The sequence below is a fragment of the Curtobacterium sp. 458 genome, assembly GCF_030406605.1.
GTDB lineage: Bacteria > Actinomycetota > Actinomycetes > Actinomycetales > Microbacteriaceae > Curtobacterium.
This window is the reverse complement of the sequence record NZ_CP129104.1, coordinates 223,277-236,873: the sequence shown is the minus strand read 5'-3', so window position 1 is coordinate 236,873 and position 13,597 is coordinate 223,277. Positions and strand designations below refer to the sequence as shown.

Sequence of the window (13,597 nt, the reverse complement as noted above, 5' to 3'; positions counted from 1 at the left end):
GGGGGCATGACCGACCAGCGCATCGCCGTCGTCGTCCTCGCCGCAGGCCAGGGCACCCGCATGAAGTCCGCCACGCCGAAGGTGCTGCACCGCCTCGCCGGACTGCCGCTCATCGCGCACGTGCTCCGCACCGCGTCGTCGCTCGAGCCCGAGCACGTCGCCGTCGTGGTCCGTCACGAGCGGGACCGCGTCGCCGCCGAGGTCGTCGAGCGTGCGCCGGGCGCCCTCGTGGTCGACCAGGACGACGTCCCCGGCACCGGCCGCGCCGTGGAGGTCGCGGTGCAGGCGCTCCCCGACGACTTCGACGGTGCCGTCGTGGTGCTCTCGGGCGACGTGCCGCTGCTCGACGCCGTGTCCCTCCGGTCCCTCGTCGACGCCCACGTCGGCGGCGGCAACGGCGCCACCTTCGTGAGCGCGATCGCCCCGGACCCCACCGGACTCGGCCGCATCGTCCGCGACGCCGACGGCGCGTTCGTCGGGGTCGTCGAGCACAAGGACGCGACGGCCGAGCAGCTGACGATCACCGAGGCGAACGCGGGCATCTACGCGTTCGACGTCACCCACCTCCGCGCGGTCCTGCCCGCGCTCACCACGGCGAACGCGCAGGGCGAGAAGTACATCACCGACGCGCCCGCGCTCATCGGCGAGCGGGGCGGGCGCATCGACGTCGTCACGCTCACCGACCCGTGGCTCGTCGCCGGCATCAACGACCGCGCGCAGCTGTCCGACGCCGCCCGCGAGCTGAACGCCCGGATCGTCCGTCGTCACCAGGTCGCCGGTGTCACCGTGCAGGACCCGGCGACGACGTGGATCGACCTCGACGTCACGATCGAGCCGGACGCCGAGGTCCTGCCGGGCACGCAGCTCGTGGGGGCCACCGCCGTCGCGTCCGGAGCCGTCGTCGGACCGGACACCACGCTCCGTGACACCGAGGTCGGCGCGGGCGCGACCGTGAACCGGGTCGACGCGACCCTCGCCGTGATCGGTGCGGGAGCCTCCGTCGGACCGTTCGCGTACCTGCGTCCGGGGACGATCCTCGGCGACCAGGGCAAGATCGGCACCTTCGTCGAGACGAAGAACGCGGTCATCGGCCGGGGCAGCAAGGTCCCGCACCTGTCGTACATCGGCGACGCCGAGGTGGGCGAGGACTCGAACATCGGCGCGAACACGATCACCGCGAACTACGACGGCGTCGCGAAGCACCGGACCGAGGTCGGGTCGAACGTCCGCACCGGGTCGCACAACGTGTTCGTCGCCCCGGTTAGGATTGGTGACGGAGCGTACACCGGCGCCGGGACCACCGTCCGCAAGGACGTCCCTGCCGGGTCGCTGGCGATCAGCTACGCCCCACAGCGCAACACCGACGGCTGGGTCGAGGAACACCGACCCGGAACGCCGGCGGCCGAGGCGGCTCGGCGCGCGCGCGGCGAACAGATCTGACGGCCTCCGGGTCGATCGACACGGCCCCTCGGGGTCAGGGAGTGAGCACGGCACTTGTCCGGAATCAAAGCCACTGGTCAGAAGCGACTCGTCCTCGTCTCGGGCCGGGCACACCCCACGCTGTCGGCGGAGATCGCGGAGGAGCTCGGTGTCGACCTCGTCCCGACCGACGCTCGCACGTTCGCGAACGGTGAGCTCTACGCGCGGTTCGACGAGTCGGTGCGCGGCTGCGACGCGTTCGTGATCCAGTCGCACACGGCGCCGATCAACGAGTGGCTCATGGAGCAGCTCATCATCGTCGACGCCCTGAAGCGTGCCTCCGCGAAGCGCATCACCGTCGTCGCGCCGTTCTACCCGTACGCCCGTCAGGACAAGAAGGGCCGTGGTCGCGAGCCGATCTCGGCCCGACTCGTCGCCGACCTCTTCAAGGCCGCGGGCGCGCACCGGATCATGAGCGTCGACCTGCACGCCGCGCAGATCCAGGGCTTCTTCGACGGCCCGGTCGACCACCTCTTCGCGATGCCCGTGCTGCTCGAGCGCTTCCAGGAGATCCTCGACCCGTCGACGCTCACCGTCGTGTCGCCGGACATGGGCCGCGTGCGGGTGGCCGACATCTGGTCGGAGAAGCTCGGCGCACCGCTGGCGATCATCCACAAGCGTCGCGACCCGCTGGTGCCGAACCAGGTGTCCGTGCACGAGATCGTCGGCGACGTGAAGGGGCGCGTCTGCCTGCTCGTCGACGACCTCATCGACACGGGCCGCACGATCGCCAAGGCCGCCGAGGCGCTCAAGGCGAACGGTGCCACCGGTGTCGTCGTCGCCGCGACGCACGCCGTGTTCTCCGACCCGGCCACCGAACTCCTGCAGAGCGAGTTCATTGACCGGGTCGTCGTCACCGACACGCTCCCGCTGCCGGAGGAGAAGCGCTGGGACCGCCTCGAGGTCCTGCCGATCGCCCCGCTCATCGCCCGCGCCATCCACGAGGTCTTCGACGACGGCTCCGTGACGTCGATGTTCGACGGCGCGGCCTGACCTGCACCGCACTCCGGTGAGTTCGGCAGCCCGGGACGCCCTCGCTGCCCGCCTCCGCGGCGGCGGCAGCGTCTACGCGGAGGACGAAGCAGATCTGCTCCTCGCCGCCGGGGACGGTGACCCCGTCCGGCTCCGCGGTCTCGTGCAGCGGCGGCTCGGCGGCGAACCGCTCGAGTACGTCCTCGGGTGGGCGGCGTTCGACGGGCACCGTGTGCGCGTGACGAGCGGCGTGTTCGTGCCCCGTGCCCGGACCGCCGTCGTCGTGGCCGAGGCGGCTCGACGACTGCACCGGTACGACCGCGTCGTCGACCTCTGCTGCGGGGCGGGTGCGATCGCCGTCGCACTGCTCGGGCGGGTCGGTGCGCTCGACCTCGTGGCGTCCGACATCGACCCGGACGCGGTCGACGTGGCGGCGGAGAACATCGGCGATCGCGGCATCGTCGTCGCGGGGGACCTGTTCGACGCCCTGCCCGAGCGTCTCCGCGGAACCGTCGACGTCATCGCCGTCAATGCGCCGTACGTGCCGACCGACGCCGTCGCGACGATGCCGACCGAGGCTCGCGACCACGAGCACCGGGTGGCCCTCGACGGCGGTCCGGACGGGCTCGATCTCCATCGACGGATCGCCGCGGGTGCGGGAGCGTGGCTCCGACCGGGCGGTGCCGTCGTCATCGAGGTGTCGGAGTCTCAGGCATCCGCGTCTGCGCGGACGTTCGACGCCAACGGGTTCGCGGCCGAGGTCGTCCACGACGACACGGTCGACGGGACGTGTGTGGTCGCGACGCTGCGGCAGGACTGAGGCGGCTGCGACCGCCCGCGCTCAGGACGCGGTGACCGTCACCTCGTGCCACCCCGTCGCCCCGTTCGGTGCCGGCGGCCGCTCGACGCTCGTCTGCACCTCGCCGTCCGCACTCGTCGCGCGGACCTGCAGGCGGTGCGTGCCCTTCGTCGGCGTCCACCTCCAGACCCACTGGCGCCACGTGTCCGCCGAGATCGAGTCGGCGAGCGTCGCGTCCTGCCACGCGCCGTCGTCCACCCGGACCTGCACGCGCTTCACCCCGGTGTGCGGGTGCCAGGCGACCCCTGCCACCGCGACCGTCGAGCCGGACCGCACGGTGCTGCCGCCGCGAGGGACGTCGATCCGCGACTCGAGCTTGACCGGCCCCCGCTCCGACCAGCCCCGAGGGGTCCAGTAGCCCTGCGCGTCGGCGAACCGGGTGACCTCGAGGTCGGTCACCCACTTGGTCGCGGAGACGTACCCGAACAGCCCGGGCACGACCATGCGCACCGGGAAGCCGTGCTCGGGCGGCAGCGGCTCACCGTTCATCCCGACAGCCAGGAGCGCCGCCGTCCCGCGGTCCTGGAGGACGTCGAGCGGGGTCCCCGCGGTGAAACCGTCGGTGCTCGTGGAGAGCACCATGTCCGCGGACTCGTGCGGCCCCGCCTTCGCGAGCAGCTCGCGTATCGGGTACCCGAGCCACCGCGCGGTCCCGATGAGGTCGCCGCCGACCTCGTTCGACACGCAGCTCATGGTCGCGACGTGCTCTTCGAGCGGGAGCGCGAGCAGTTCGTCCCAGGTGACCTCGACCTCTCGGTCGACCGCGCCGTGGATCCGGAGCTTCCACGTCGCCGGGTCGACCTGGGGCACGCTCAGCGCGGTGTCGATCCGGTAGAACGCTTCGTTCGGGGTGATGACGGGCGTGATGCCCTCGACGTCGATGGACGCTCCGGCCGGCACGGCCGGGGCCGGTGTCGCGGGACTCGGCAGGCGGATCGCCCGGCGCGCGGCGACCGCTGCCTGCATGGTCGCCGTCCCCAGCCGGGAGGCACCGCCCACCACGACCGCGAGCGCCGCGGTCGCGACGCCCCAGACCAGGAACGCTCGACGCTCGGGTCCCGCGACGCGCCCCTCGGGTCCTGCAGCGCGCCCGTCGGGCTCCGCGGCACGACCGGCCGGCTCCGCGGTGACCGCTGCGGGTGCCTGTGCGGTCGGGACGCCCGCGGTCGCCTCCCACCGGCGGAGCCGGGCGAGCAGCACCCGGAGCACGATGATCGCCGCGGCCACGCCGACCACGGTGGGGGCCCCGTCGAGCGAGCCGCTCCCGGACCGGGTCGTGACGGCGAGGAGCGACAGGACACCGCCGATCGCGAACACCACCGCACCGCCCGGGGGACGTCGACGTTCGAGCACACCGGCTCCGGCGCTGATCGCAACGACGAGGACGAACATCAGCGCGAAGAGCGCGACCTTGTCCCCGGTGCCGAAGAGGGTGACCATCAGGTCCTTCGCGCCCCGCGGCGCGAGGTCGATCACGGCTCCGCCCACCCCGACGAGCGGGCTGCCCGCGCCGCCGAGGAACACCGCCACGAGCTCGGCCGCAGCGAGGAACACGACGGCGGCGATCACCCCGACGACTGCTGCCCACGTCTTCCACACACCGCAGATCGTAGGTCGTCCCGCCCACGCGCTCGCTGGACGCTGTGCATCCGTGGAGAACGGCCGACCGTCCACGTTCATGACACGGCCAGCACACGCACCGCGATCCGTGCGACGATCAGGGGGTGCTGAGGCGACCCGACCGCGTTCCCCGGTCCGGTCGTGTGCGACGGGATGAGCGCACGCCGTGGTCGACGGCCCGCAAGTTCGCGGCCCTGCGATGGACCATCGTCGGGGTCTGGGCGGCGCTGCTCGCGGTCCGCATCGTCGTGGTCACCACCTCGCCGGACACCGATCTCGTGTGGTTCGGCATCACCGAGGCGGTCGCCATCGCGGTCGGTGTGGCCCTCATCCTGTTCGCCCTCGTGCGTGCTCGCGGCGTGCGGCTCCGTCGTGAGGACGAGGCGCTCGCGCTCGCGATCCGCCGCATCGACCCGACGGTGTGGCTCGTCCCGGCGGCGCCGACGGAGGAACTGCGGCGCTCCGTGGCCGACCTCCGCCCGGGCCTCGCGCTCGGCGACCGGGTGACGTGGGCGTTCGGCGCGACCGAGGCATCGCTCTGGGAGCTCGACGAGCGCCGGGCGACCCGGATGCTCGTGATCCGGTGGTCGCGGATGGTGCACGTCGGGCTCGAGGACGAACGGACGCCGACCGGCGCGCGCGGCACCGCGGTCGTGCTGCACCACGTCCGGATGGACGACACCCCGGCCGTCGCGACGTTCTTCGTCCGTTCCGGCCCGGGCTCCCGGCGCATGGTCGGTCGGGGTCCACGGCTCGAGCGGCTCGTCGCCGACCTCGCTCGCGAACGCATCGTCGCGTAGCGAGCACCGCAGGCGACGTCGCGCCGACCAGACGTGGCGAGGGCCCCGCCGGTCCGGCGGGGCCCTCGTGTCGGTGCGGTCTCGTGACGCGGGTCGGTCAGCGCCGGGCGCTCAGTGCGTCGACGGCTCCTGTTCGACCTCGCGGCGGTCGTCGTCGGACCACAGCGTGTGGAACGTGCCGTCCTTGTCGACCCGCTGGTAGGTGTGCGCGCCGAAGAAGTCCCGCTGCCCCTGGATGAGCGAGGCCGGCAGCCGGTCGGACGCGAGCGAGTCGAAGTACGCCAGCGCCGACGAGAACCCGGGCGCCGGGATCCCCGACGCTGCCGCGATCCCGACGATGCGACGCCAGGCCGCTTCACCCTCGGCGACGGCGTCCGCGAAGTACGGGTCGACCAGCAGGCTCTCCAGCGAGGGGTTCTTGTCGTACGCCTCGACGATGCGGTTGAGGAACTGTGCCCGGATGATGCAGCCACCGCGCCAGATCTTTGCGACGTTGCCGAGGTCGATGTCCCAGTCGTACTCCTTCGCCCCGGCGATGATGAGGTCGAACCCCTGCGCGTAGGCGACGACCTTCGAGGCGTAGAGCGCGGCGCGGACGTCGTCGGCGAAGGTGTCCGGCACCTCCGCGATCGACGGCCGGCTCTTCACGGACTGCTGCACGGCGGCACGCTGCGTCGGCTTCGACGACACCGCCCGGGCGAACACCGCCTCACCGATGCCGGACACGGGGATGCCGAGCCCGACCGCGTTCTGCACGGTCCAGACACCGGTCCCCTTCGACCCGGCCTCGTCACGGATGACGTCCACGAGCGGCTTGCCCGTGTCGGCGTCCCGCTGCTTGAGGACCTCGCCCGTGATCTCGATGAGGTACGACTCGAGGTCGCCCCCGTTCCACTCGTCGAAGACCTCCACGAGCTGCTCGACGGAGAGCCCGCCGGCGCGGCGGAGCAGGTCGTACGACTCGGCGATGAGCTGCATGTCGGCGTACTCGATGCCGTTGTGCACCATCTTCACGAAGTGCCCGGCGCCGTCGGTGCCGATGTGGGTCACACACGGCTCACCCTCGGCGACGGCGGCGATCGACTTGAGGATGGGCCCGAGCGTCTCCCAGGCCTCCTTGGAGCCGCCGGGCATGATCGACGGACCCTTGAGGGCGCCCTCTTCACCACCGGAGATGCCGGTGCCGACGAAGTTGAGGCCCTTCTCGCGGAGGTCGTGCTCGCGCCGGATCGTGTCGTGGAAGTTCGCGTTGCCGCCGTCTACGATGATGTCGCCCTCCTCGAACCGCTCCGCGAGCTGCTCGATGACGGCGTCGGTGCCCTTGCCGGCCTGCACCATGATGATCGCGGTGCGCGGCTTCGACAGCGACGCGACGAACCCGTCGATGTCCTCCGACGCGATGAACCCGGCGTCGCCGTGCTCCTGCAGCAGCTCCTCGGTGCGGGCGTACGTGCGGTTGTACACCGCCACCGTGTTGCCCTCGCGCGATGCGAGGTTCCGTGCGAGGTTCGAACCCATCACGGCGAGCCCGATCACGCCGATGTTCGCCTGTCCGTCGTTGTCTGCCACGAGGTCTCCTTCGTCCTGTCGTACCGGCCACCAACCTACGGCGCGCGCCCTGGGTCCGGGTGGGTGTTACGGCAACTTGGGGAGCACGTCGCCCGCCGTCAATACTGTGGAGGGATGACCGACAGCGCAGTCCTCCCGCCCGTCCTCGTCATGGGGGTGTCCGGTTCGGGCAAGTCCACCATCGGAGCCGCGGTGGCGGCGGCGCTCGCGGACCGCGGGGAGCCCGCCGAGTTCGTCGACGCCGACGACCTGCACCCGGCGGCGAACAAGGAGAAGATGCGCGCCGGCACCCCGCTCACCGACGAGGACCGCTGGCCCTGGCTCGACGCGTGCGCGGCCCGCATCGCGGCGATCGAGGCGTCCGGGCACCGCGCGGTGATGGCGAACTCGGCACTCAAGCGCGCCTACCGCGACCGTCTCCGCGTCTCCGCTCCCGGACTGGTGATCGCGTTCCTCGACGGCTCGCGCGAGCTCATCGCCGAGCGGCAGTCGCACCGGCACCACGAGTACATGCCGACCTCGCTGCTCGACTCCCAGTTCGCGACGCTGGAACGGCCGCAGCCCGACGAAGCCGCCCTCGCCGTGCCGATCGACGGGTCCGTCGACGACACGGTGCGGACGATCCTCGCGGGCCTCGCGGTCACTTCCGGCTGAGCTCGGACAGCCGCGCGCGGTACTCCTCGGCGCTGATGTCGCCCCGCGCGAACCGGTCGGCGAGGACTGCCCGCGCGTCCGACACGGCCCGCCACGACCCGCGTCGGAAGACCCCGAACACGAGGAACACGACGAGGAACGCGAGGGAGAAGAACGCCGGGAAGACGAAGAACGGGAACCCGCCGCCGTGCCAGTACGGCCCGGTCGCGGCGGCTGCGGTGGTGAGTGCGGTGGTGATCATGGCTGCTCCTGTGGTCGGTTCGGTCCGCCTGGTCGGCGACCGTTCCAGCGTCCGGCCTGGAGGCCCGTCACGCGTCCGCCCCGCAGCCCCACTTCCGCCTGCTCCCGCGGTCGTACGACGGGCCTTCCTGCACAGGCTCGTACTCCCGGGGGAGTAGTCCACAGGTCCTGCTGGCGCCCGATGCCGCAGCGGGCCGCCGACCCTAGGCTCGACGCATGACCGACACGACCTCCGCACCCGGCATCCGGCCGGGCGGCCGAGCCAGCTTCGCGCGGGTCGGTCGGGTCGTGCCCGTCGCGATCCTCCAGGTGGTCGGCACCGCCGTCGCGTCGGGGTGGTCCGGCGGCGGTCGTGTCGGGCCACCGTGGCTCGCACACGGCGTCGCGACGGCGGCCGCGCCGGTCGAGCTCGGCCCGTCGGCGCTGGCGCTCCTCGTCGCCGGCGTCGTCGCCCTGCCGTTCCGCTGGTGGCGTCCGCGGGGCGTGCTCTGGTTCGTCCTGGCGACCACGCTCGGGTTCGCCGCGGTCGTCAGCCCACGGGGCCCCTTCGTCGCCGCCGTGACCATGGCACTCGCGAACGCCTGGTTCCGCGGACGTCGGGTCGAGGTCGTCGTCGCCGCCGTGCTCGCGGTCCTCTGGCTGCCCTCCGCCGACGTCGTGCTGGGCCGCTCACCCGCCATCGACCCCGCGGCCGTGCTGCTGGCGCTCGCGTGGGCGGTCGTGACCATCGTCGTGACCGAGCTGGTCCGGGTGCGCGTCGAACGTGTGGCCGAGCGTCGCCGTGCCCGGACGGACGCCGAACGTCGCCGCGCGGGGGAGGAACGCGTGCGGATCGCCCGGGAACTCCACGACTCGGTCGCGCACAGCATGTCGCTGATCAACCTGCAGTCCGGGGTCGCGCTGCACCTGGGTGCTGACCTGCCGGAGTCGACGCAGCAGGCCCTCGGGAACATCCGCGACACCAGCCGTGAAGCCCTGGTCGAGCTGCGGACGATCCTCGGCGTGCTGCGGAGCGTCGACGGCGAACCCGGGTCCGAGCGGAACCCGACGCCGGGCCTCGATCGTCTCCCGGACCTCGTCGAGCGTGCGCGGGCCGCTGGTGTCGCGGTCGACGTCGACCTCACCGGGGACCCCGCCGCCATCGACGGCACCGTGGACCGGAGCGCCTTCCGCATCGTGCAGGAGGCCCTCACGAACGTCATGAAGCACGCTCCCGCGAACCGTGCCGAGATCTCCGTGACGATCGGGGTCGAGACGGTCGACGTCGCGGTCACCGACCAGCCCCTCGACCCGGGATCCCGAGCCTCGTCCCGCACCGCCCCGATGGGTGACTCGGGGAACGGCCTGATCGGGATGCGCGAGCGTGCGACAGCTGTCGGCGGGGCGTTCCGCGCCGGACCACACCCGGACGGCGGGTGGTCGGTCGAGGCACGCCTGCCGTCGACGACCGCACGACCGGAGGCCCCCGATGAACACTGAACCGCTGCGCGTCGCGCTCGTGGACGACCAGGTCCTCGTCCGGGCCGGGCTCCGCGCGCTCGTCGAGGCCGAGCCCGGCATGACCGTCGTCGGAGAGGCCGGGGACGGGGACGAGGCCGTCGCACTCGCGCGTCGCGAGCGACCGGACGTCGTGCTCATGGACATCCGCATGCCCGGGACCGACGGCCTCGCCGCGACCCGACGCATCTCGGCCGACCAGGACCTCGCCGCCGTGCACGTCGTCGTGCTGACCACCTTCGAGGAGGACGACTACGTCTTCGAGGCCATCCGCGGCGGCGCTGCCGGGTTCCTGGTCAAGGACACCGAGCCCGCCGAACTGCTCCGCGCCGTGCGGACGGTCGCTCTGGGGGAGTCCCTGCTGTCACCGCGTGCGACCCGCTCCCTCGTCGAGGCGTACGCGACGCACGCGAAGCCGTCCTCGCTCTCGCCGGAGCTCGACGTCCTCACCGTCCGGGAACGCGAGGTGATGCGACTCGTCGCCGCCGGGCTCTCGAACGCCGAGATCGCCGAGCGGCTCTTCGTCAGTCCGATGACCACGAAGACCCACGTCTCGCGGGCGATGATCAAGCTCGGCGCCCGCGACCGTGCGCAGCTGGTGGTCTTCGCCTACGAGACCGGACTCGTCACACCCGGCTGGACACCCTGACCATGGCCGTCGAGGTGCGCCCAGCGACGTCCTTCGAGGACGTCCGGACCATGGTCGGCCCGAAGCGCCCGGACGCGAACGTCTGCTGGTGCCTGAGCTACCGCCTTCCCGGTTCGGAGAACCGGGCGCTGGCGGGGCCGGCACGCGGCGACCGCGTCCGGCGGCTGGTCGGCGAGGACCCACCGCCGGGCGTCCTCGCGTACGACGGGGACGACGTCGTCGGCTGGGCCGGCGTGCACCCACGAACCGACACGTCGTTCGCGACGAACCGCCGCATCCCCCACCTCGACGACCCGCACGACACGAGCGTCTGGTCGGTGTGGTGCCTCCGCGTCCGACCGGGACACCGCCGGCAGGGCATCGCGCACGTCCTGCTCGCCGGCGCGGTCGACTTCGCTCGCGACCACGGTGCGCGGGTCCTCGAGGGCTACCCGGTCGACAACGGCGGCGAACGTGTGGACCTGACGATGGCCTACGTCGGCACCCGCTCGTTGTTCGAGGCCGCGGGCTTCACGGTCGCCGCCGAGACGACGTCCGTGCTCGCCGGGTTCCCCCGCGTGCTCGTACGGCACCCGCTCACAGCTTGAACGTCGCCCGCGGGATGTCCGAGACGATCCGGTGCGCCGTGCGGACCGCATCCTCCTCGGACAGCTGGTGCGTGACGACGAGCGAGGCCAGGTACGCCGCGTCCGCCCGCCGCGCCATGTCGTGCCGCGCCGGGATCGAGCAGTACGCGCGGGTGTCGTCGATGAAACCGGAGGTCTTCGTGAACGACGCCGAGTCGGTGACCGCCGCCCGGTACCGGCCGATCGCCGCCGGGGTGTCGATGAACCACCAGGGCGCCCCGGCGTACACCGCGGGGTAGAACCCGGCGAGCGGGCCGATCTCGCGGGAGAACACCGTCTCGTCGACGGTGAAGAGCACGAGGTGGAAATCCGGCGCCGTCCCGAAGTCGTTGAGGAGTGGCCGGAGCGGCTCGGTGAAGGACCCGACCGCGGGCAGGTCGTGACCGGTGTCCGGCCCGAAGCGGTCGAGCGTCGGCTGGTGGTGGTTGCGCAGCACGCCGGGGTGCAACTGCATGACGAGTCCGTCGTCGACGCTCATCTCGGCCCAGCGGTAGAGCATGTCGTGTCGGTAGGCGGTGGCCTCCGCGGCGGTGACGGCGTCCGGCCCGCGCATCGCCGCGGCGTGGATGCGCTCACGCTCGGCGGCGGGCAGGGGTGCGGACCCGGCGTCGAGCACCCCGGTGTCGGTGGCCGTCGCGCCGTGCTCGATGAAGTACTGCCGCCGGGCGCGCAGCGCAGCGAGCAGGCCGTCGTGGGTGCCGGTGTCGATGCCCGCGGCCTCACCGACCGACGTCACCACGTGCCTCCAGTCCGATCGCGACGGGTCGAACACGGCGTCCGCGCGGAAGGTGGGCAGCACCCGACCGCGGAACGTGGGGTCCGCGGCGAGCCGCGCGTGCGCGGCGAGGTCGGCGTCCGGTCCGTCGGTGGTGGCGAGGACCTCGATGCCGAAGGCGTCGAAGAGGGCACGGGGCCGGAACTCGGGGGAGCGCAGGAGCGCGGCGAGGTGGTCGTACTGCTCGTCGGCGTTCTCGGCGGACGGCGCCGAGCGCAGGCCGAAGACGTCGTGGAGCTCGGTCTCGAACCAGTACCGGACGGGGGTGCCGAGGAAGTCGTCCCAGTGCGCGGCGAGGTGCCGCCAGACCTCGCGTCCGTCGACCTGCGTCCCGGAGCCCCGTCCGAGCTGGTCGAGCGGGACCCTGTTGGCGTGCAGGAGCCGGAGGACGTAGTGGTCGGGGGTGATGAGGAGCGCCGCCGGGTCCGGGAACGGTTCGTCGTCGGCGATGAGTGCCGCGTCGACGTGGCCGTGCGGGGAGATGATCGGCGCATCGGCCACCGCTTCGTACACCGACCGGGCGATGTCCCGGGCCACCGGGTCGGCTGGCAGGAGCCGGTCGGGGTGCGGTGCCAGGGGTGTCGTGGTCGTGCTGTTCCGGGTCATCGTCGACTCCTTCAGGACGGACGGTGGGACGAGCTCAGGACGGAAAGTGGGGCGAGCTCAGGACGGACGGTGGGGCGAGGTCGGCGCCGGGCCGGTGGACTCGCGGACGGTGAGGTGGGTGGGCAGGGCGACGGCCCCGGCGGCGTGCCCGTCGGGCAGGTCGTCGCCGGACGCCGAGGGCGCGGCGCCGAGCCGGCCGAGGAGCATGCGGATCGCCACCCGTCCCGCGCGCTCGATCGGCGACGTCATCGTGGTGAGCGGTGGGTTGCAGAAGTCGGCGCCGAAGATGTCGTCGCACCCCACGACCGACATGTCCTCCGGCACACGGACACCACGCTCGCGGAGTCGCGTCAGCATCCCGATCGCGATGAGGTCGTTGAACGCGATGCACGCCGTCGCCCCCGCGTTGACCGCGGCGTCGGCTGCCGCGGCGCCCGAGTCGACGAACGGGGCGTGCGGTCCGATCCGCGCGACCCGCACGCCGAGCCGCTTCGCGACCCGGACGAGCGCCCGCCACCGGCGTTCGTTCGACCAGGAGCTGTCCGGACCGGCGACGTAGAGGACGTCACGGTGCCCGAGGCTCACGAGGTGCTGCACGGCCTGCTCGACGCCGCCCGGGGTGTCGATGAGGACGGAGGGCACGCCTGCGGGCCTGCGGTTCACAACGACGAGCGGGGTGCGTTCGGCGAACCGGGCGATCTGCGCGTCGGACAGACGAGAGGCCGTGAGCACCGCGCCGTCCGCCTTCGTGGCGATCGCGCTGAGGGCGGCGAGCTCGGCGTCGGCGGACTCCTCGGTGTCGACGAGCAGCTGCGTCCACCCCGCGGCGGAGAGCTGGTGCTGCGTCCCACGGATGACGTCGAAGTAGAACGGGTTCGTGATGTCCGAGACGAGGACGGCGACCGCGCGGGTCCGACCGGACGTCAACGCCCGCGCCTGCGAGTTCGCGACGTAGCCGAGCTCCCGGGCGGCCTGCTGGATCCGCTGCTGCGTGACGTGGTTCACGCGGTCCGGGAGTGAGAGGGCGCGGGACACCGTCGACGGTGCCACGCCGGTCGCGTCGGCGATGTCCCGGATCGTCACCCGACGGCCGACACCAGCCTCGGCATCGTCGGCGACGACGCCGGTGCCGCTGTCTGTCCTGCTCACCTGGCCGAAGCTAGGCGCTCGTGGCAACAAGTGGCAACCGGTTGCCGGATGTTGCCACGAGCGGGACAGTGGACGGACCCGGGCAGCGCCGCCGACGGTCGG

The 13,597-nt window shown here is 72.5% G+C and carries 13 protein-coding genes; 8 read left to right on the top strand and 5 right to left on the bottom strand.

The features are described 5' to 3' along the window. Positions 1–6 precede the first annotated feature (6 nt). From glmU to QPJ90_RS01065, 3 genes are read left to right on the top strand one after another with little or no spacing between them, the layout of a single operon-like run. Positions 7–1,440, top strand: coding sequence for a bifunctional UDP-N-acetylglucosamine diphosphorylase/glucosamine-1-phosphate N-acetyltransferase GlmU (glmU, locus tag QPJ90_RS01075; RefSeq protein ID WP_290132629.1), 1,434 nt, complete (start codon positions 7–9; stop codon positions 1,438–1,440). A gap of 54 nt (positions 1,441–1,494) precedes the next feature. Next, positions 1,495–2,472 (top strand): ribose-phosphate diphosphokinase, encoded by a 978-nt coding sequence (locus tag QPJ90_RS01070; RefSeq protein WP_290132628.1) that lies wholly within the window; start codon positions 1,495–1,497, stop codon positions 2,470–2,472. A 16-nt stretch (positions 2,473–2,488) separates the two neighbouring features. Then, positions 2,489–3,271, top strand: coding sequence for a putative protein N(5)-glutamine methyltransferase (locus tag QPJ90_RS01065; RefSeq protein WP_290132627.1), 783 nt, complete (start codon positions 2,489–2,491; stop codon positions 3,269–3,271). 21 nt (positions 3,272–3,292) lie between these two features. Here the strand turns inward: QPJ90_RS01065 and QPJ90_RS01060 are convergent, their stop codons facing one another. Beyond that, complete coding sequence (locus QPJ90_RS01060) at positions 3,293–4,909, bottom strand: molybdopterin-dependent oxidoreductase (RefSeq protein ID WP_290132626.1); 1,617 nt, start codon at positions 4,907–4,909, stop codon at positions 3,293–3,295. Between the two features lie 164 nt (positions 4,910–5,073). Here QPJ90_RS01060 and QPJ90_RS01055 point away from each other — a divergent pair, with 164 nt between their 5' ends. Beyond that, the gene (locus QPJ90_RS01055; RefSeq protein WP_290132625.1) at positions 5,074–5,730 is read left to right on the top strand and encodes a hypothetical protein; all 657 of its coding nucleotides are present in this window, start codon (positions 5,074–5,076) and stop codon (positions 5,728–5,730) included. 111 nt (positions 5,731–5,841) lie between these two features. Here QPJ90_RS01055 and gndA read toward each other — a convergent pair whose 3' ends face one another. Next, positions 5,842–7,299, bottom strand: a complete 1,458-nt coding sequence (gene gndA / locus QPJ90_RS01050; RefSeq protein ID WP_290132624.1) for an NADP-dependent phosphogluconate dehydrogenase — start codon at positions 7,297–7,299, stop codon at positions 5,842–5,844. A gap of 114 nt (positions 7,300–7,413) precedes the next feature. On the opposite strand from gndA, the gene QPJ90_RS01045 reads away from it, so the two are divergent. Next, complete coding sequence (locus tag QPJ90_RS01045) at positions 7,414–7,953, top strand: gluconokinase (RefSeq protein ID WP_290132623.1); 540 nt, start codon at positions 7,414–7,416, stop codon at positions 7,951–7,953. On the opposite strand, the gene QPJ90_RS01040 is transcribed toward QPJ90_RS01045, so the two are convergent. Beyond that, a complete protein-coding gene (locus QPJ90_RS01040) occupies positions 7,940–8,194 on the bottom strand; it encodes an SHOCT domain-containing protein (RefSeq protein ID WP_290132622.1) in 255 nt (84 codons plus the stop codon). The genes QPJ90_RS01045 and QPJ90_RS01040 overlap by 14 nt on opposite strands. Before the next feature lie 215 nt (positions 8,195–8,409). On the opposite strand from QPJ90_RS01040, the gene QPJ90_RS01035 reads away from it, so the two are divergent. The 3 genes from QPJ90_RS01035 to QPJ90_RS01025 are packed head-to-tail and all read left to right on the top strand — an operon-like array spanning position 8,410 to position 10,926. Beyond that, a complete protein-coding gene (locus tag QPJ90_RS01035; protein WP_290132621.1) occupies positions 8,410–9,672 on the top strand; it encodes a sensor histidine kinase in 1,263 nt (420 codons plus the stop codon). Then, positions 9,662–10,339: a response regulator transcription factor gene (locus tag QPJ90_RS01030; RefSeq protein ID WP_290132620.1), complete on the top strand. Its 678-nt coding sequence runs from the start codon at positions 9,662–9,664 to the stop codon at positions 10,337–10,339. Before QPJ90_RS01035 ends, QPJ90_RS01030 begins: the two co-directional genes overlap by 11 nt. Positions 10,340–10,341: 2 nt before the next feature. After that, entirely contained in the window at positions 10,342–10,926 is a 585-nt protein-coding gene (locus QPJ90_RS01025) for a GNAT family N-acetyltransferase (RefSeq protein WP_290132619.1), read from the top strand. Here QPJ90_RS01025 and uxaC read toward each other — a convergent pair. Further along, complete coding sequence (gene uxaC / locus QPJ90_RS01020; RefSeq protein WP_290132618.1) at positions 10,916–12,346, bottom strand: glucuronate isomerase; 1,431 nt, start codon at positions 12,344–12,346, stop codon at positions 10,916–10,918. The genes QPJ90_RS01025 and uxaC overlap by 11 nt on opposite strands. A gap of 57 nt (positions 12,347–12,403) precedes the next feature. Continuing rightward, positions 12,404–13,429, bottom strand: a complete 1,026-nt coding sequence (locus QPJ90_RS01015; RefSeq protein WP_290134137.1) for a LacI family DNA-binding transcriptional regulator — start codon at positions 13,427–13,429, stop codon at positions 12,404–12,406. Between the last annotated feature and the right edge of the window lie 168 nt (positions 13,430–13,597).

Coding starts and splice junctions, on each gene's coding strand:
- glmU (WP_290132629.1), top strand. CDS start 7: ATGACCGACCAGCGCATCGCCGTCGTCGTCCTCGCCGCAGGCCAGGGC.
- QPJ90_RS01045 (WP_290132623.1), top strand. CDS start 7,414: ATGACCGACAGCGCAGTCCTCCCGCCCGTCCTCGTCATGGGGGTGTCC.
- QPJ90_RS01040 (WP_290132622.1), bottom strand. CDS start 8,194: ATGATCACCACCGCACTCACCACCGCAGCCGCCGCGACCGGGCCGTAC.
- QPJ90_RS01035 (WP_290132621.1), top strand. CDS start 8,410: ATGACCGACACGACCTCCGCACCCGGCATCCGGCCGGGCGGCCGAGCC.
- QPJ90_RS01030 (WP_290132620.1), top strand. CDS start 9,662: ATGAACACTGAACCGCTGCGCGTCGCGCTCGTGGACGACCAGGTCCTC.
- QPJ90_RS01025 (WP_290132619.1), top strand. CDS start 10,342: ATGGCCGTCGAGGTGCGCCCAGCGACGTCCTTCGAGGACGTCCGGACC.
- uxaC (WP_290132618.1), bottom strand. CDS start 12,346: ATGACCCGGAACAGCACGACCACGACACCCCTGGCACCGCACCCCGAC.